The organism is Rhizobium glycinendophyticum, from assembly GCF_006443685.1.
Classification (GTDB): Bacteria; Pseudomonadota; Alphaproteobacteria; order Rhizobiales; family Rhizobiaceae; genus Allorhizobium; species Allorhizobium glycinendophyticum.
The window spans coordinates 286,967-305,163 of record NZ_VFYP01000003.1; the positions used below are offsets into that span (position 1 = coordinate 286,967).

The 18,197-nt window shown below is 60.4% G+C and carries 17 protein-coding genes; 6 read left to right on the forward strand and 11 right to left on the reverse strand.

The annotated features are described in order from the left end of the window. The first annotated feature begins 12 nt into the window (after window positions 1-12). A complete protein-coding gene (locus FJQ55_RS18495; protein WP_140830924.1) occupies window positions 13-501 on the forward strand; it encodes a GNAT family N-acetyltransferase in 489 nt (162 codons plus the stop codon). A 3-nt stretch (window positions 502-504) separates the two neighbouring features. Here the strand turns inward: FJQ55_RS18495 and FJQ55_RS18500 are convergent, their stop codons facing one another. From FJQ55_RS18500 to FJQ55_RS18525, 6 genes are all read right to left on the reverse strand, one after another. Next, the gene (locus FJQ55_RS18500) at window positions 505-1,350 is read right to left on the reverse strand and encodes a GNAT family N-acetyltransferase (protein ID WP_342781723.1); all 846 of its coding nucleotides are present in this window, start codon (window positions 1,348-1,350) and stop codon (window positions 505-507) included. A 2-nt stretch (window positions 1,351-1,352) separates the two neighbouring features. After that, the gene (locus FJQ55_RS18505) at window positions 1,353-2,096 is read right to left on the reverse strand and encodes an aspartate/glutamate racemase family protein (protein WP_140830661.1); all 744 of its coding nucleotides are present in this window, start codon (window positions 2,094-2,096) and stop codon (window positions 1,353-1,355) included. Window positions 2,097-2,101: 5 nt separating this feature from the next. Beyond that, on the reverse strand, window positions 2,102-2,920 hold the full coding sequence (locus FJQ55_RS18510) for an ABC transporter permease (RefSeq protein ID WP_140830663.1): 819 nt from the start codon (window positions 2,918-2,920) through the stop codon (window positions 2,102-2,104). Window position 2,921: 1 nt separating this feature from the next. Then, window positions 2,922-3,827: an ABC transporter permease gene (locus FJQ55_RS18515; RefSeq protein WP_140830666.1), complete on the reverse strand. Its 906-nt coding sequence runs from the start codon at window positions 3,825-3,827 to the stop codon at window positions 2,922-2,924. 219 nt (window positions 3,828-4,046) lie between these two features. Next, window positions 4,047-5,333 carry an ABC transporter substrate-binding protein gene (locus tag FJQ55_RS18520; RefSeq protein WP_140830668.1) on the reverse strand — a complete coding sequence of 429 codons (1,287 nt, stop codon included), beginning with the start codon at window positions 5,331-5,333 and terminating at the stop codon, window positions 4,047-4,049. A 29-nt stretch (window positions 5,334-5,362) separates the two neighbouring features. Further along, a complete protein-coding gene (locus FJQ55_RS18525) occupies window positions 5,363-6,451 on the reverse strand; it encodes an ABC transporter ATP-binding protein (RefSeq protein ID WP_140830670.1) in 1,089 nt (362 codons plus the stop codon). 257 nt (window positions 6,452-6,708) lie between these two features. Between FJQ55_RS18525 and FJQ55_RS18530 the strand changes: the two genes are divergently transcribed. Next, window positions 6,709-7,422, forward strand: a complete 714-nt coding sequence (locus FJQ55_RS18530) for a GntR family transcriptional regulator (protein ID WP_140830673.1) — start codon at window positions 6,709-6,711, stop codon at window positions 7,420-7,422. Window positions 7,423-7,463: 41 nt separating this feature from the next. Here the strand turns inward: FJQ55_RS18530 and FJQ55_RS18535 are convergent, their stop codons facing one another. The 5 genes from FJQ55_RS18535 to ytfQ form a co-directional block, all read right to left on the reverse strand. Then, complete coding sequence (locus FJQ55_RS18535) at window positions 7,464-8,198, reverse strand: FadR/GntR family transcriptional regulator (RefSeq protein WP_140830675.1); 735 nt, start codon at window positions 8,196-8,198, stop codon at window positions 7,464-7,466. After that, on the reverse strand, window positions 8,195-9,175 hold the full coding sequence (gene yjfF, locus FJQ55_RS18540) for a galactofuranose ABC transporter, permease protein YjfF (protein ID WP_140830678.1): 981 nt from the start codon (window positions 9,173-9,175) through the stop codon (window positions 8,195-8,197). The genes FJQ55_RS18535 and yjfF overlap by 4 nt, the downstream gene beginning before the upstream one ends. Further along, window positions 9,172-10,203: an ABC transporter permease gene (locus FJQ55_RS18545; RefSeq protein ID WP_140830680.1), complete on the reverse strand. Its 1,032-nt coding sequence runs from the start codon at window positions 10,201-10,203 to the stop codon at window positions 9,172-9,174. The genes yjfF and FJQ55_RS18545 overlap by 4 nt, the downstream gene beginning before the upstream one ends. Beyond that, complete coding sequence (locus FJQ55_RS18550) at window positions 10,200-11,723, reverse strand: sugar ABC transporter ATP-binding protein (protein WP_140830683.1); 1,524 nt, start codon at window positions 11,721-11,723, stop codon at window positions 10,200-10,202. Before FJQ55_RS18550 ends, FJQ55_RS18545 begins: the two co-directional genes overlap by 4 nt. Before the next feature lie 105 nt (window positions 11,724-11,828). Beyond that, window positions 11,829-12,791, reverse strand: coding sequence for a galactofuranose ABC transporter, galactofuranose-binding protein YtfQ (ytfQ, locus tag FJQ55_RS18555; protein ID WP_140830686.1), 963 nt, complete (start codon window positions 12,789-12,791; stop codon window positions 11,829-11,831). Between the two features lie 337 nt (window positions 12,792-13,128). Here ytfQ and FJQ55_RS18560 point away from each other — a divergent pair, with 337 nt between their 5' ends. The 4 genes from FJQ55_RS18560 to FJQ55_RS18575 all read left to right on the forward strand — a co-directional run bounded on the left by FJQ55_RS18560 (window position 13,129) and on the right by FJQ55_RS18575 (window position 18,190). Continuing rightward, window positions 13,129-13,854, forward strand: a complete 726-nt coding sequence (locus FJQ55_RS18560) for a ParA family protein (RefSeq protein ID WP_140830688.1) — start codon at window positions 13,129-13,131, stop codon at window positions 13,852-13,854. Window positions 13,855-14,497: 643 nt separating this feature from the next. Next, window positions 14,498-15,142, forward strand: a complete 645-nt coding sequence (locus tag FJQ55_RS18565; protein WP_140830691.1) for a helix-turn-helix transcriptional regulator — start codon at window positions 14,498-14,500, stop codon at window positions 15,140-15,142. 241 nt (window positions 15,143-15,383) lie between these two features. Next, window positions 15,384-16,703: a nucleotide sugar dehydrogenase gene (locus tag FJQ55_RS18570; RefSeq protein ID WP_140830693.1), complete on the forward strand. Its 1,320-nt coding sequence runs from the start codon at window positions 15,384-15,386 to the stop codon at window positions 16,701-16,703. 11 nt (window positions 16,704-16,714) lie between these two features. Next, a complete protein-coding gene (locus FJQ55_RS18575; protein WP_140830695.1) occupies window positions 16,715-18,190 on the forward strand; it encodes a glycosyltransferase in 1,476 nt (491 codons plus the stop codon). The last annotated feature ends 7 nt before the right edge of the window (window positions 18,191-18,197 follow it).

Here is an 18,197-nt window from a genome sequence, read left to right on the forward strand (position 1 = left end):
TTGGCAACAGATATGCTGGTGAAGCTCTACGACCTGCAGGCCGACCCCGTGCTCGACACGCGCATGGCAGAGCAGGGCATCACCTTGCGCCGGGCGCTGGTTCCCGAACTGACGGCAATCTGCGACTGGATCCGGCCACGCTTCGGCGCCGGCTGGGCCGACGAGGCGACGGCCGCCATCATGCGTCAGCCAGTGACCTGCTGGATTGCCCATCAGTGCGACAGCCTGCTCGGTTTCGCCTGTCACGAGGCCACCATGAAGGGCTTCTTCGGACCAACAGGGGTCGATGAAAGAGCCCGTGGCAAAGGTGTAGGTCACGCGCTTCTGCTGCGCACTTTGCTCGACATGCGCGAGCAGGGTTATGGCTATGCCGTGATCGGTGGCGCCGGTCCTATCGATTTCTATCGGCGAAGTGTCGGCGCAATCCCGATCGAAGACTCGTCGCCTGGCATTTATCGCGGCATGCTGCCCACGGCCGCGCCCTCAGGCGTGTCGGAGTGAGGCTCAGCCAAGCTCCAGGGTGGTAATTGCATAGACACCGGCCTTGTGCAGAGAGGGCGGTGCTCCGCGGTACATCCGCGTCGTCTTGAAGCCGGGTTTGAACCCCATACGTTCCAGCAGATAACGGAACCCCTGCTGATAATCAGGCACGTCCAGATGGATCTCCGCACCACCGAGATTTGCGAGGCAAACCTTGAGCAAATCCTCGGCTGTGCGTCCATCCATGGCAAAAAGTGGCCCAATCTTGAGACCACGGCGACAGGGCCGCACCACCGTATAGCCAGCGACCGCACCCTGCCGGCGGCAGACAAAGGCGCGCCGTGGCGACTGAAGCCAAGCGGTGAGAAAGCCCTCGCGCGCCTCTGGAAAGAAGCCTTGATCGAAGGGGAGGATATCGGCGACATCGGCAGCGCCGACAGCGTGGCAAGTGGCATCAGCCTTGGACAAACCCGGCATGCGCTCGATGCTCCAGCGCACCGTGTCATAGGCCGGCTCAAAGCCCATGCGAGCATAGTTCCCCTGTTGCTCGACGACGCCGTCTAGACCGATCACGCGACCGCCGAGATGCGCCATACCGGCATCCCACACCAGCCGCCCGAGGCCCCGCCCTCGAAGATCCGGATGACAGATATAGAGGCCGATGAACCCGAAGCCGGACCCGTAGCGCACGGCCGAAATGCCGGCTGCAAACCGCCCTTCAACGAAACAGCCGATGAAACCAGCAGGGTCTGCCGTGCGGAAAGCTGAGGCATCGCCATGTCCCGGATTCCAGCCCTCCAGCGCGGCCCAGCCAATGAGTTCCTCGACCTCGGCAGCCGATAGCAGGCGGATCTCCGGAGCTCCGGCCATACTCATACGCCCATGGCTTCGGGCGAGAAGCGAGCGAGGTCACCACGATAAAGCTTGTGGATCGGCGTCGCATAAGCACCGCGCTTGGCGGTTGAGAGCCCCAGCGCCACCAACGCTTCCGCCTGCTTCACGGCCGCCGCAACACCGTCGACGACGGGAACGCCGAATTCCAGCCTCAGCGCCGCCGTGAGATCCGCCATGCCGGCACAGCCGAGCACGATCGCTTCCGCCTTGTCGTCCTTCAGCGCCGCCGAGATTTCACTGCGCAGCCGGTCGCGGGCATTCGAATTCGGGTCTTCCAGCGAAAGTACCGGCACATCCGCCGCCCGCACCCTGCAGCGGCCGCCCATGCCGTAGCGGTGTACGAGATGTTCGACCGGCAACCGCGACCGCTCCATGGTCGTCACGATCGAGAAACGCTGGGCGATGAAGGCGGTGGCGGAGACGGCCGCCTCGCAGATACCGATGACGGGGATAGACGCAAGAGCGCGGGCGGCATCGAGACCGGTATCGTCGAAACAGGCGATCACGATCGCATCTGCGCCCTCGCGCTCGGCCCGGGCGATCTCAACGAGAAGCCCGGGAATGGCGAAGACCTCGTCGTAATAGCCTTCGATCGAAACCGGCCCCATCGACGAGGTGATCGCATCGATCTCGGTATCCGCATGGGCCACCCGTCGCGCGGCATCCGCAATGGTCGCGGTCATGCTGGCGGTTGTGTTCGGATTGATGACGGCAATTTTCATGCAACTCAGCCCTGGCTTCTGCGGCGGTTCATCGCAACGATGAGGCCGAGCGTGCCGCCAATGACCAGCAGCGAAAACAGCGTGGTGACCGTACCTAGCGCATAGAGCACCGGCGTCGTCACGTTGGTCGTCATGCCGTAGATCTCGAGCGGCAGCGTATTGTAGGTCCCCGAGGTCATCAGCGTGCGGGCAAACTCGTCATAGGATAGCGTGAAGCCGAACAGCCCGACCCCGATCAAGGGCGGCGCGATCATCGGCAGGACGACATGGCGGAATGTCTGCCAGGACGTCGCGCCAAGGTCGCGGGCGGCCTCTTCGTAAGCCGGCGAGAAGCGGTTGAAGATCGCAAACATGATCAAGACGCCGAAGGGCAGCGTCCAGGTCAGATGCGCGCCGAAGCCCGAGGAATACCAGGCGGGCTGCAGGCCGAACTGGCTGAACAACACGCCGATGCCGAGCGAGATGATGATCGACGGCACCACGAGGCTTGCGACCGAGAGATAGAAAAGCGGCGTTGCCCCGATAAACTTGCGGCGAAAGGCAAGTCCCGCCAAGAGCGAAACGACGACGGTGACGATCATGACCATAAGTCCGAGCGCGAAGGAGCGGCGGAAGGAACCGCCGAAATCACCCACCGCCTGGGTCTCGAACAGATTTGCAAACCAGTGCAGGGACACACCATTGAGCGGGAAGGTCAGACCGCCATTCGGCCCCTGGAAGGACAGAATGACGATCGCGGACAGCGGCCCATAGAGGAAGAGCACGAAGAGCGCGAAGAAGGCGGCGAGAATGTAGAATTCGCGGGGACGCTTGTCGGAATGCATCTTAGAGTTCCTTCCGGATATCGACGACGCGCAGGATCGCCGCGACCATCAGCAGGACCAGGATCAGGAGCACCACGGCATTGGCGGCAGCGGCCGGGTATTGCAGCAGCGACATCTGGTTCTTCATCATCAGTGCAACGGAAGCGCTCTGGCCGCCAGACATGACCTGCACCGTGGAGAAATCCGCCATCACCAGTGTCACGACGAAAATGGTCCCGATCGCCATGCCGGGCTTGGAGAGCGGCAGGATGACATTAGTCAGGATCTGCCAGCCGCTGGCGCCTGCATCGCGCGCGGCTTCGAGTAGCGAACGGTCGATACGCATCATCGTGTTGAAGATCGGGGTCACCATGAACAGCGTGTAGAGATGCACCATGGCAAGCACGACGGCGAAATCCGAATAGAGCAGCCACTCGATGGGCTGCGGAATGATCCCGGCATTCACCAGCGCCGAATTGATCAGCCCGTTGCGGCCGAGGACCGGGATCCAGGAGATCATGCGGATGATGTTGGATGTCAGGAATGGCACGGTGCAGACAAGAAAGAGCACGCTCTGCATCGCGGATGTCCGCACATGGAAGGCGAGGAAATAAGCGACCCAAAAACCAACGAAGAGCGTGATTGCCCAGACGATGACGGCGAACTTCAAGGTGTTGAGATAGGTCTTCCAGGTCACCCACGAGCCCAGCGTCTCAGTATAATTGAAAGTGACGAAGTCGGGATACATCTGGGCAAAGTCGTAGTCCCAGAAGGACACGGTCCCGATCATCAGGATCGGCAGAAGCAGAAACGCCCCCAGGATCAGCGCCAGCGGCGTCGCCTGCAGATAGGAGACAAGCGCGAGTGGCACGCGGATCACGCGCTTCGGCTTCGGCTCGCCGACGCCCAGAAATCGGACTTCCACCATGATGTTACGTCTCCTGTCGCTCGATCAGCATTCCGCATGTGAAGATGTCCCTCATCCCCCTGCCGGGACCTTCTCCCCGCAAGCGGGGAGAAAGGAGCATATACCTCCCCCTTGAGGGGGGAGGTCGCGGCGAAGCCGCGGGTGGGGGTGATCCACGAGAAGCGTACACCCCACCCCGGCGCGATGCGCCGACCCTCCCCCTCAAGCGAGGGTAAGACATCAAGCCGCGATGAACTCGTTCCAGCGGCGGACCATGTAGCGGTCCTCGTCCATGACGGAGTTCCAGCAGGCGACCTTGCCCATCCGCTCTTCGAAGGAGCCGCCGTCGCGAACTGCACCGGCCTTTTCCATCACCTTGCCTTCCGGAGAGAGGATGTCGCCGGCCGCCGGCTTACCTTCGATCCAGTAGCCCCATTCGTCGGCAGACATGAATTCCTTCGCGGTTTCCATGCAGGCGGAGTAGTAGCCCTGGCGGTTCAGATAGCCGCCGACCCAGCCGGACGTGTACCAGTTGATGTATTCATAGGCCGCGTCGAGCTGCGCGCCGGAAAGGTGTGAGGCGAGACCCAGACCGCCGCCCCAGGAGCGATAGCCTTCCTTGAGCGGCTGGTATTTGCAGGCGATGCCCTTCGAGCGGACGGCGGCAACGGCCGGCGACCACATCGATTGGATGACGACTTCGCCCGAGGCCATCAGGTTAACGGACTCGTCGAACGACTTCCAGAAGGCGCGGAACTGGCCGTCCTGCTTGGCCTTGATGAGGAAATCGATCGTTGTGTCGATCTCGGCCTTCGTCATGTTGCCCTTGTCGGCATATTTGATGATGCCCATGGCTTCGCAGATCATCGCCGCATCCATGATGCCGATCGACGGAATGTTGAGGATCGAGGTCTTGCCCTTGAAGGCCGGGTCCATGATGTCGGCCCAGGTGGTGATCTCGCGACCGACCAGATCCGGACGGATGCCGAGCGTGTCGGCATTGTAGATGGTCGGCATCATGGTGAAGAGCTCGGTCTCGCCCGAGGCGAAGGTCTTGGCATCCTTGCTTTCGACATAACCGACAGTATGCGGCGCAGTCCCCTGCGCGATCACGCTGTCGGGCAGCAGCTTGCCGGTTTTGAAGAGTGGCACGACCTTGTCGTAATACTTGAGCTTCTTCGTTTCCATCGGCTGGATCACGCCGGTCGGATAGACCTTCTTGAGGATCCAGTATTCGATGTCGGCAATGTCATAGGAGTTCGGCTGGGTCACGGCACGCTGGGCAGCAGCGTCGGAATCGGTCGCGGTCATCTCGAGCGTGATGCCGAGGTCCTTCTTGCACTGCTCGGCGATCGCATTGATGTTCGACACGCCCGTGCCGAACTGGCGGAGCGTAATGTTCGATTGAGCCCAGATGGTCGGGAAGCCGGTAATAGCGCCCGAACCAGCGGCGAGGCCGGCCGCGGCCGATGCGGTTTTCAAGAATGTACGGCGCGAAACGCCCTTGGGAGTCTTCTTGGCAGTCATGCTGTTCTCCTGGTTTTCTTGGTTTGGTTTCACTTCTCGACGCGTCCGAGGACGATCGAATCCTGTTTGTCCCATGACAGGGTCACGCCCTCGCCAACCTTGACCGGCGACGCGAAAAAGGCCGCGTCGCTGAGCACGGCGGTGAACTCATCGGTAAAGGCCGTGGTGACCGTCAGCTTCACCTTGGCGCCGAGATATTCGACGTTGGAGACGATGCCGTCGAAGCCGAGCCCATCGACCGTCGTCGAACCGATGCGCACATGGTCGGTGCGAATGGCAATCTCTGCAGTGTCCTGCTCGACGGACGCCGTCCCGCCTGCATAGAAGCGCCCGCCCCCGACCACCTCGATGAACAGCCCGTCGACGGTGCGCTCGACGATGCGACCGGAAAGCACGTTGTGGTCACCCATGAAGCGGGCGACGAAAGCCGTGGCGGGTTTCTCGAACACCGTCCGCGGCGTCGCCGCCTGCTCGATGCGCCCCTCGTTCATCACGACGATGAGATCGGCGAGCGCCATCGCCTCTTCCTGGCTATGGGTCACATGCACGAAGGTGATGCCGAGCGTGGTCTGTAGCTTCTTGAGTTCCGCCCGCATGCGGATCTTGAGGAAGGGATCAAGTGCCGAGAGCGGCTCGTCGAGCAGCAGCGCTTCCGGCTTGGTGATCAGTGCGCGGGCAAGCGCTACGCGCTGCTGCTGCCCACCGGACAGTTGCGCCGGCCGACGGCTCGCATAGGGCTCAAGCTGCATCAGCTTCAGCATCTCCAACGCCTCGCGGCGGCGGGTCTCCTTGTCGACGCCCTTCATCTTCAGACTGAAGGCAACATTGTCGACAAGATCGAGATGCGGGAAGAGCGCATAGGACTGGAACATCATCGCCGTGCCGCGGCTCGCTGGCGGCAGATCCGTGACATTGGCGTTGCCGAAGATCACGTCGCCGGACGATACACTTTCATGGCCCGCGATCATCCGAAGCGTCGACGTCTTACCACAACCGGAGGGGCCGAGCAGGCAGCAATAGGTGCCGGCCGGAACCTTGAGACTGATGGCATGCACGGCCGTGGCAGTCCCATACACCTTGGAGACGGCTGCAAGTTCGATCTCAGCGGCTTTCGTCATGACGGCTCCTTCTGCTGCCATGAAGAATGCATAAGCCGTGCCAAGTGCGCTCCCATCTGCCAAACCCTTGAATTGTCGGGGGCAGCCTTCTGCGCCGCTTGCGGAATGTGCAACATGCACGAATGCATGCACACGAATTAATCGATTGCAGCCAATATCAAAGGTAGATTGTATGCAATGTTGTGATGCAATATTTGGCCACGGGCTTCCCCTCGCCCCACATGCTGGCTAAAAGGAAGAACGACACGGATGGATAAATGAACGCGAAGAGCTCGCTGCGCCGACATCTCGACCCGAACCAGGAAGATCGCGCTCGCGCGATCCGGGACGCGTTGCGCGATGCGATAGTTGACAGGCGTCTGGCCCCGGGCACCAAGCTCTCGGAAGCCGAGGTTGGCACGCTGTTCGATGTCAGCCGCACGGTGGTGCGCGATGCGCTGCAGATGCTGGCCTTCGAAGGACTTGTGCGCACCGAGCGCAATCGCGGCGCCTTCGTCTCCAATCCGAGCACCGAAGAGGCCCGCCAGGTCTTTGCCTCACGTCGCCTTATCGAATCCGGCATCATTACCGCTGCAGCCGAGCGCATTACACCGGATGAGATCGCCGCTTTCCGCGAGCATCTGAAGGAAGAGGCCCGCTACCGCGCCGAACGCGGTGCCTCGGCCCGCCGCGCGGAGATAAAGGCATCTGGCGATTTTCATCTGATGCTGGCCAAGGTCGCCGGCAACCAGGTGCTGGAAAAGTTTATGGGCGAACTGGTGGCGCGGTCCTCGCTGGTCATCGCGCTCTATGGCCGGACCGGCATCTCAAGTTGCGGTCATGACGAACATGACGAGATTCTCAATGCGCTGGAGCGAAGTGATGTGGCAGAGGCGACACGTCTGATGCTGCATCACATCGACCATATCGAGGCTGATCTTGACCTCTCGGTTGCGGAAACACGTACGCTGAAAGATGCGTTGGAACTTTAGGCAAAAGCCGGAGCAGCGAGGCCTGAGCGCCCGCGATCAGGTTAACTGCGAAGCGCGATCTGCCGGTCATGCTCGATCGTCTCCAGCATGGCCGTACGTGTTCCAGCCTCGTCTCCATATTCGATCCGTTCCACCAGCATCTTGTGCTTGTCCAGAATCGCGACGAGCACCTCTTCCTCCGGCGTATCCACCAGCCGCTGATAGGCGAAGGCATGCGCAAGTTCGATGACGCCGTAGAGCGCCCGGATAAAAGGATTGTGTGCAGCGTCGGCGACGATGCGATGCAATTCGAAGTCGGCGAGCGCAAAGTTCTGCGGCGAGGTCAACGACGTTTCCATCTGCCGGATCCAGTAGAGCATGAGACGGATCTGGTCTGCAGTCCGCCGCCGCGCAACTTCGGCGGCCGCAATCGGCTCAAGCGAACGGCGTACTTCGTGCAGGCCCGAGAGAAATTCGGCATCCGGCGGCGCATCCAGATGCCAGGCCAGCACCTGCGGATCATAAAGGTTCCAGCGGCTTTTCTTGGCGACCTTGGTGCCCACTTTCGGCCTGGCCTCAAGCAGCCCCTTGGCTTCCAGCGTCTTCAGCGCCTCGCGCAGCACCGTGCGCGACACCTCGAAATCGGCCATCAGTTCGGCATCGTTCGGCAGTGTGGTCCCGATCGGATAGCGGCCGGAGATCACCCCGGCCCCGATTTCATTGATCACATGCGAATGGAAGTTACGCGCCGTCGACCGCCCGGACAGGGAGCGAAGAAGGCTCCCCGGCTCACTCATGCAGGGCCCTTCTTCAGGCGGGGCCGCCCGGTCTGTGCGTTGAAGACCAGCTTCTGGAGAAGGATGAACATGAACAGCAGGAACCCGATGGCGATTTTGGTCCACCAGCTGGAGAGCGTACCGTCGAAGACGATGTAGGTCTGGACGAGGCCCTGCAGCATGACCCCGATCAGGGTTCCGAAGATGAACCCGTAACCGCCTGTCAACAGGGTTCCGCCTATCACCACGGCTGCAATCGAGTCAAGTTCGATACCAACAGCCGCCAGCGGGTACCCGGCCGACGTATAGAGCGAATAGACGATGCCTGAGAGGCCACCGAGGAAGGACGAGAGCGCATAGATCGCGATGGTGACGCGTCCAGTCGGCACACCCATCAGCGAGGCGGACGTCGCATTGCCACCCAGCGCATAGACATAGGATCCGAAGCGCGTCTTGTGGGCGATCAGGCCGAAGACGAGGAAGGTGCCGAGCATCAGGAGGCCGATGGCGCTGAGGCGCCCACCACCCGGCAGCTTGTAATAAAGGCTGGAGATCGTGCGATAGAACTCATGGTCGATCGGGATCGAATCCTGGGTCAGCACCGAGGCTAGGCCGCGTGCCAGGAACATGCCAGCCAACGTCACGATGAAGGGCGGCACCTGCAGGAAGTGGATGACGGCCCCCATGCTGGCGCCAAACAGGGCGGCAAGCACCAGCACGATGGCAAAGACCGCCAGCGGATGCATACCGAACCAGGAGATCAGGATCGCCGTGATGACGCCCATCAACCCGATGACCGCACCGACCGACAGGTCGATACCTCCGGACAGGATGACGAAGGTCGCTCCAACGGCTGCAATCCCGAGAAAGGCGTTGTCGGTCAGAAAATTGCCGAACACGCGGGTCGACCACATGCCGGGATACTGGAAGATGCAGATGGCATAGGCGATGATGAAGATGACGGTGGTGGCGGCAAGCGGCCTGTAACGCGGATTCATCGTGTCTGCCCCGAAGTCTGTACGGTCGTCTGGCTCAATCCCTGTCGCGGACCGAATTTGCGGCCAAGCACCTGAGCGATGCGGGCGGATTGGAGCACCAGGATAATGATGATCATGCCGGCCTTGACGATCAGGTTGAATTCCGGCGGAAAGCCCGAGACGAGCACGCCTGTGTTCATCGCCTGAATGATGATCGCGCCAAGTACCGACATCGGGATCGAGAAGCGCCCGCCGAGCAGAGAAGTGCCGCCGATGACGACCGCAAGAATGGCGTCGAGTTCGAGCCACAGACCGGCATTATTGGCGTCTGCGCCCCGAATGTCGGCCGCAGCGATAATGCCGGCCGTCGCAGCGCAGAAGCCGCCAAAGGCATAGATGGACAGGATCACCACCTTGCTGCGCAACCCGGTATAATTGGCCGCCGAAAGATTGGTGCCGATCGCCTCGATGAAGAGGCCGATGGCCGTACGCCGCATAACGAGATGGGCCATGATCATCAGCACGATGGCAATGACAGCCGGCATGGGCAGACCGAGAAGGTTGCCGGTGCCGACGAAGATCAGAGGCGGATCGGAGAAGGTGACGATTGATCCTTCGGTGATCAGCTGCGCCACCCCGCGCCCCGCCACCATCAGTACGAGCGTGGCGACGAAGGGCTGGATGCCGAGATAGGCGACGAGCAGGCCATTCCACAATCCGCAGATCAGCCCGAAGGAAAGAGCAGCAAACAACGTCACGATCAGGGGCTGGCCGGCGACCGCGCAGGTCGCGGCAACCGCACCCGCGACCGCCATGACGGCGCCGACGGAGAGGTCGACACCCTTGGTCGCGATGATCGCCGTCATGCCGATCGCCAGGATCGCCACCGGTGCACCACGATTAATCACGTCAATCAGGCTGCCGAACAGCCGGCCGTCCTTCCAGGTAACGTCAAAGAACCCCGGGAAAACGAGCCAGTTGAAGAACAGCACGCCGGCGAGCGCCAGCAGCTGTGGGGAAATGATGCGGGAAAGATGCAGTCTCTTCATGCTTCGGCCTCCGCCGGTTGGGCGGCAATGGTCTGGACGATGACTCCAGGCGTTATGTCGGCGCCATGCAGCTCGGCAACCATCTGACGATCGCGCATAACAACGACGCGCGAGGAATAGCTGACGATCTCGTCGAGTTCGGACGAAATGACCACGAGCGCCAGTCCGTCTTCGCGAAGCCGGCTGATCATGCGGACGATTTCGGCATGCGCGCCCACATCGATACCGCGGGTCGGCTCATCAAGGATCAGGAAACGCGGGTCGGTGGCGAGCCATCGGGCAAGGATCACCTTCTGCTGGTTGCCGCCGGACAACAGCTTGACCGGCAGCTCGGCCGAGGCCGTGCGGATATCGAGTGCCTCGATGAAATTGCCGGCGATCTCCAGCTGTTCGTCGCGGTTGAGCGCCTTGAACCAGCCGAGCCGGGCCTGCATGGCGATCACGATATTCTCGCGCACCGAGAGATCACCGAAGATCCCATCGATCTTGCGGTCTTCGGGGCAGAAGCCGAAACCAAGCTCGACGGCTTCGCGCGGGTTGCGCACCTGGCGGGACTTGCCGTCTATCTCGAGCGCTCCGCTGTCGGCTTGGTCGATGCCGAACATCAACCGCGCCATTTCGGTGCGACCGGAGCCCAAGAGACCGGCGACGCCGACAACTTCGCCACGATGAATCTTGAGGTCGAATGGCCGGACCGTGTTGGTCAGGCCAAAACCGTTGAACTGCATCAGCGTTTCGCCGACTTCCGCCTCTTCGCCGAGCACGTCGGGATGGTGGAAAGCAAGATCCTTGCCGAGCATCATGCGGACCAGGCTCGTGCGATCAAGCGACGCGATGGATTCGGTGCCGACGAGTTTGCCGTTGCGCAAGACGGTCACCCGGTCGGAAAGCTCGAAAACCTGATCGAGGAAATGGGTGATGAAGACGATGGCGAGGCCCCGGTCCCGGAGCTGCCGGACGATGCCGAAAAGTTTCTCGACCTCGGACCGGTCAAGGCTGGCGGTCGGCTCGTCGAGAATGAGCACCTTGCCTGACAATTCCACTGCCCGCGCGATCGCAATGATCTGCTGCACGGCCACGGAGAACGTCGAGAGCTCGGCCCGCACGTCGATATCCAAACCGTAGGTGGACAGGATGTCGCGGGATTCGCGCTCCATTCGACGCTTGTCGACGAGGCCAAAGCGATTGGTCGGCTGCCGACCGATGAAAAGATTATCGACCACTGTCATGTTCGGCAGGAGATTGACCTCCTGATAAACCGTGCCAATGCCAAGTGTCTGGGCCTGCTGGGGCGTGGTGAAATTGACCGCTTCGCCATCGACCATGATGGTTCCACCGTCCGGAATATAGGCGCCGGTGAGGATCTTGATGAGCGTGGATTTACCGGCACCGTTTTCACCGAGCAGAGCGTGTATCTCACCGCGATGAAACGCGATGTCGACCTTGTCCAGTGCGGTATGATTGCCAAACGTTTTGACTATGCCCGCAGCTGCGAGCACGATGGATGGATTGTCGGTCATATGCCTCTTTCCCCTCTCCCGCGAAGCTATCTCCGAACGCGGTCCGGAGGAAGCGGCAACGACCCCGCCACCACAAAATGACGGGGTCGCTCCGGGAGGGTTACCTTAGTAACCGAGGCCCTTGCGGTTGTCGTATTCACCCTGCGGATTGTCGGCAGGGGTGTACAGCTTGGATTCCGTGATGATGAACTTCTCGGGCTCCTTGCCGTCCTTGAGATAGGCGTCGAGCGCATCGAAGGCAGGACCAGCCATGTTCGGCGTCAGTTCGACAGTCGCGTTAGCTTCACCGGCAACCATGGCGGCGAAGATATCCGGAACCGCGTCGATCGAAACGACGAGAATGTCCTTGCCCGGCTGCAGACCGGCATCCTTGATCGCCTGGATGCCACCGACGGCCATGTCGTCGTTGTGGGCATACATCGCGCAGATGTCCTTGCCGCCGTTTTCGGCCTTCAGGAAGCCTTCCATGACCTCCTTGCCCTTCGCGCGGGTGAAGTCACCGGTCTGGCTGCGGGCAATGGTGATGTTTGCCTTGCCGGCTATGGCTTCTTCAAAGCCCTTCTTGCGATTGATCGCAGGCGTCGAACCGACGGTACCCTGCAGCTCGACCACCTTGCACGGCTTTTCGCCAACCGTCTTGACCAGCCACTCGCCGGCAACACGGCCTTCCTTGACCTGGTCGGATGCGACCGAAGTCAGGTAGAGATCCTGCGGGGCGTCAACGCCGCGGTCGAGCAGAATGACCGGGATCTTGGCTTCCTTGGCTTCCGTCAGAACGTCTTCCCAGCCGGTTGCGACGACGGGGGCAACGAGGATGGCGTCAACGCCCTGAGCGATGAAGCCGCGGATTGCCTTGATCTGGTTTTCCTGCTTCTGCTGCGCGTCGGCAAACTTAAGCGTGATGCCGCGCTTTTCGGCCTCCAGCTTGGTGACGGATGTTTCAGCCGCGCGCCAACCGGATTCAGAACCGATCTGCGAAAAGCCCACGGTCAGATCCTTAGCCATTACAGCAGTGCAGCTAAGAGCAATCACGCTCGCGCTGAGCACGAGCTTGCGTACAATATTCATGATGTCCTCCCTAAGAAAGACACCGCCTCCACGGTGTCTGTCATTATGCATAGGCAAGAGTTTGCAGCCTGTAAAGATCAAAAGTACTATTATATGTTGTGCACCGCAACATGAACTGCTTCATGGTCCTTGAAGACCCGCTGACCTTAGCAACCGTAAACAGCGCGGCGGCGATTGGTCTTCTAAGCTTGCGGTGCATGGCTTCTGACGTTTCGCAACGCGCCTCCCAAAAATATCGTAATAGCTCGTTAACCTTATTTAGCTATTTCTGCAGACGCACGATGCCTGTGCCCGGGAGAGCAATTCGAGCTCGATCTTCACGCAGCAGGACCAGTCGATGGCAGTTATCACCTTCGCCAATACCAAGGGCGGCGCCGGCAAGACGACAGCAGCGCTTCTTCTTGTGACCGAACTCCTTCATCGCAAATACCGGGTCTGCGTCATCGACGCCGATCCGCAACGTTGGTTCTCGCGCTGGTATGAAGGCGCATCGCTGCTTCCCAATTTCACGATCGAGACCTACGTCTCCACGTCGACGATCCACAAAATCATCCACGAGCGCCGCAGTCAGTGGGACTTCGTCATCGTCGACCTGCCTGGCATCCAATCGCCGCTCCTCGCGTCTGCCGTCGGGCTGTCGGACCACGTCCTCGTCCCGATCCAGGGCTCGAGCATGGACGCCCAAGGTGGCGCACAGGTCCTCGACATGCTGCGCTATCTCGACCGCAAAGCCGGGATCTGCATACCCCACTCCGTCGTCCTGTCCCGGGTCAACCCAATGATTACCACACGATCGATGCAGGCGGTGAAACGCCTGCTGACGCAGCAGGAAATCCATGTTCTCGACACGCCGATTGCCGAAAGAGCGGCCTTCCGCGAAATGTTCGACCTCAGCCGCCCCCTACGCCGCCTTGATGACCTTCCTGGCCGTAACGTCCAGAAGGCGGTTACCAACGCGTCCGATTATGCCGATGACGTCCTCGCCCTAGTAGCGCCCGGTCTCGCCAGCAAATCAGGCCCTCTGAGCAACCGAACATATACACCCATCGAAACGGCTGCGTGAACAGCGCCGAAGCGGTGGAACTTTACCGTCGCCAATTGGTTGGATGCCGAGCCTAGGAGCGATCTTCGGCCGGCAGAGCCCGCCGTTCATATTGCGACATAAATGTCGCTGCTGCATTTCTGCCCGATAACACCGGTAACGTTCCTCTTGAGGACCACCGGCTTAAGTCGATGTGTTCGCCACATCATCAAAGGGGTAGCAGTATGACGAAAGACCGCAGGCAGCCGCAGCAACGCACCATATTGTCGCCATATTTGCTGCGACTTCCGCTCCGTCCACAGGCCGAATTGTCATCCCCAAGTCCTTTGATTTTCATCCCAGAGCCGAGAGAAATGGTTCAATTTGAGACTGTTTATGGGTACTCAGGGTTGAAAATGCGAGATAGAACACGTTTTGCACGGCCGAGAAATCGGTTGGCAAGATGTTGTTCGCACTTCAGCTTTTCAATCGATTGTGATGCACGACGTGGCCCAAAAATGCTGCACAACAACAATTTGCCTAGAATTTTCGCGGCGGCGCAACATCTTGACACCTCAGGCGTTCTCTCGGAACATCGGGTCACAAGCTAGTGAACGACAAACCTCACGCTGAGGCTAAGAGCGTTTCAGAGAATTTGTGGCATTGTCGGAAGATTGGAGCTGCAATGGAGAACACTGGCAAAATCCGGGTTCTAGTGTTGGACGAAAATCCCGTCTTGGTCGATGGGCTGAATTTCCTCGTCAACTCGACACGGCAACTGGCGGCACTCGCCTTGACCAATCGGGACCAACGACTGCAAGACGCCGTCAAGCGGCTTGAACCCGACGTCATCGTGGCAGACCCCGTTCATCTGGATCGGACGCTGGAAGACTGCGAGATGCAACTGCAGGATCTGCGGGCGCGGGCTAAGCTGATCGCCTATTGCGACATCCGCGATTCACTTCCAGGCGAGAGCTATGTAACCCGCGGCTACAGTGGTGTAGTCACGAAGTCGGTCGCAAGCCCCCGGCTATTGAGGGCCATCAAGAGCGTACATGCCGGGGACGTGGTCATCGATGAAGCAGTGCTTGCCATCTCGGATCCGCCGCCGAACGCTCTCGCCACCGGCTCGCGCAAACTGTCCATGAAGGAGGAATTCGTCCTCCGCCATGTGGCGCTCGGCAAAGCAATGAAGGAGATTGCAGCCGACATCCAGCTGAGCGCCAAGACGGTTGAGACATACAAATATAGAGCCACAAAAAAACTCGATCTGCGGACGAGATCAGATATAGTTAGCTACGCCATGAGCGTTGGTTGGCTTCAGCATTAATATATATGACATTTATACTACAGGAGCCGCGGTCAATCGATCGCGGCTTATTTTTTGGGCTAAATTCTAATATTTATGCATTCTGACAATTTGCTGACTTTGTCAGGAAAAATCCTGACATCACTCCAGTTTTCCTGACTTTGATCTCGGACCGAGACCTGCCAATCCTAGCGCCGACATTAACAGGTGTTAACCAAAGGCGGGTCCGTGAGCGGGCCTGCCTCCAGGACAAGAGGCAGAAATGGCTAGGATCAGCGTTTTCGGAATCGGATATGTCGGCGTGGTGGCAGCCGCCTGCCTGGCAAAGGACGGACATGAAGTAGTGGCTGTTGATATCGACCCCGCAAAGGTCGACACGATCAATCGCGGCAAGACGCCCATCGTTGAGAAAGGCCTGGAGCCACTGATCGAGATGACGGTGGCAAGCGGCAAGCTTCGCGCCACGCTCGACATCGATGAGGCCATCGCTGCGACCGATTTGTCCTTCGTCTGCGTCGGCACGCCAAGCGCTCCAGACGGTTCCGTTGGCCTGACCTATGTGATCAAGGCGTGCGAAGCCATCGGCGCGGCAATCGCCCGCAAGGACGGCTTCCACTCCGTAGTGGTCCGATCCACCATCGTACCGGGCACCATGGACAAGGTCTGCATCCCCGCGCTGGAAGCTGCAACAGGCATGATCGCCGGGAAAGACTTCGGCGTGGGTTACTACCCGGAATTCCTGCGCGAAAGCACAGCGATCGAAGATTACTACGATCCGGGCCTGATCGTCTTCGGTGCAATCGATGAAAAGACGGACGCTATACTGCACGAGATCAACTCGGGTCTTCCCTGCGTCTGCCACTCTGTACCGCTCGCGACCGCCGAGATGATCAAATACACCAGCAACTCCTGGCGCGCGGTCAAAGTGACCTTTGCCAACGAGATCGGCAATATCGCCAAGGCTTGTGGCGTTGACGGCCAGCAGGTGATGAAGATCCTGTGCTCGGACCTCAAGGTCAACATCTCCCCCTACTTCATGCGCCCGGGCTTCGCCTTCGGCGGCTCGTGCCTCCCCAAGGACGTGCGTGCGCTTCGCCACCTGGCCAAGGAAGCCCATGTCGAAAGCGCGCTGCTCGACGCGGTTCTCGAAGCCAACGAAGCCCAGATCGACCGCGCCGAAACCATGGTCTCCCAGATGGGCGGCCAGACGATCGGCATGGTCGGCATCAGCTTCAAGACCGGCACGGACGACCTGCGCGAGAGCCCGCTCGCAAGCCTCGCATCGCGCCTGATCGACAAAGGTTACGATCTCAAGATCTACGACCCCTTCGTTCAGCAGGCCTATGCAGAGGGCATGAGTGGCGCCGGGCGCGGTAATGATACCGCAATCGACCTGAAGAACCGCCTGGTCGAGGAGCTGAACGACCTGATCGACACCTCTGACGTGATCCTGGTCGGCAATCACTATGCCGAAGCCATGCCGGCCTTGCAGAAGTCGAGCGACACGATCCCCATGGTCGACCTTCTGCGCATCAGCCCCGGCATCCGCTCGTCGGGAACCTACCAGGGTATTTGCTGGTAAGGAGCGCCCCGATGCTGGCCCACGTCATCTATCTCCTGTCCATGACGATCCTCGCACTCAGCGTGCCGCATCCGACCGTCAACGCGGTTTCCGGTACTCTGATCACCGTTGGTCTTATTGGAGCCTGGCGTTATGCCTGGGCCGGGATCAACCTGGCGCGGGCCGCCTATTTCCTCAACTTCGCCTATCCCCGGCGGCGGCGTCTCGCAGCCGAGGCCTATACCGCTCGCGGCCTCAAGGATCACGCCTATTTCCTCGTGACGACCTACAAGATCGCCCCGGAAATCTCGACGCGCGTCTACCGCTCCATTTTCGAGGCCGCCTACAACGCAGCTGGCGGAGCGACCATCGTCGCTTCGATTGTCGACGAAGCCGATGCCCGGCTTATCCGCCGGGTGATGGAATCGGTTGCCGCTCGCCATCCCGGCAGCAATGCCATGGTCGGCCTGAAGATCGACAAGATCGCAGGCACCGGCAAGCGCGATGCGCTGGCAACCTCCTTGCGCTCGATCGCCAAGCTGAACCCAGGTCGCAATGATATCGTCGTCTTCGTCGATGGAGACAGCTGCGTGCCGATCGATGTTGTCGACCGCAGCTTGCCTTTCTTCACCGATCCCAGCGTCGGCGCCGTGACCACGGACGAGCTTAGCGACACGCAAGGGGGACGCCTGTTCCGCGACTGGTTTGACCTGCGCTTCTCCCAGCGCCACGTCATGATGTCGTCGATGTCGCTGAGCGAGCGCGTTCTGACCCTGACGGGCCGCATGTCGATTTTCCGTGCCAGCCTTGCCACCGACCCCGGCTTCGTCGAGCTCGTGCGCCACGACTTCATCGACCATTGGCGTCTCGGCCGGGTGAACTTCCTCACCGGCGATGACAAGTCGACCTGGTTCTGGCTTCTGCAGCGCGGCTACAAGATGCTCTATCTGCCGGATCTCTGCACGCTGTCGATCGAGACGCAGCCTTACCCCAGCTTCTTCGGTTCGGCGATCGTGTTGATGACCCGCTGGTTCGGCAACATGCTACGCACCAATGGCCGGGCGCTTGCCCTGCCCGCCTCGCAGATCGGCTACTTCACCTGGTGGTCCGTCTTCGACCAGGCGCTGTCCATCTGGACGACGCTTGCAGGTCCCGCCAGCATCCTGCTCGCCGCCGCCTTCGTCAGCCCCTGGATCCTGCCCATCTACTTCGCCTGGGTCATGTTCACCCGCTACAGCTTCTGCACCATCATCATGGCGTTCCGCGGCCGCAGCTTCCCCGTCACCTTCCCCTTCCTGCTCTATTTCAGCCAGGTCGGCGGGGCCGTGGTCAAAAGCTTCATCCTCTTCCGCCTCGACCGCCAGAAATGGACTCGCCAGACCACTTCCGGTGCCGGCAAGCCCGTCCCCGTCGGCCAGCGCTGGCGCGCCCTCAGCTCCACCTACATGCACTGCCTTGCCCTCGGATGGCTCATCCTCGGCGTGGCCTATGTCGGCAATATCATCTAACCGCGAA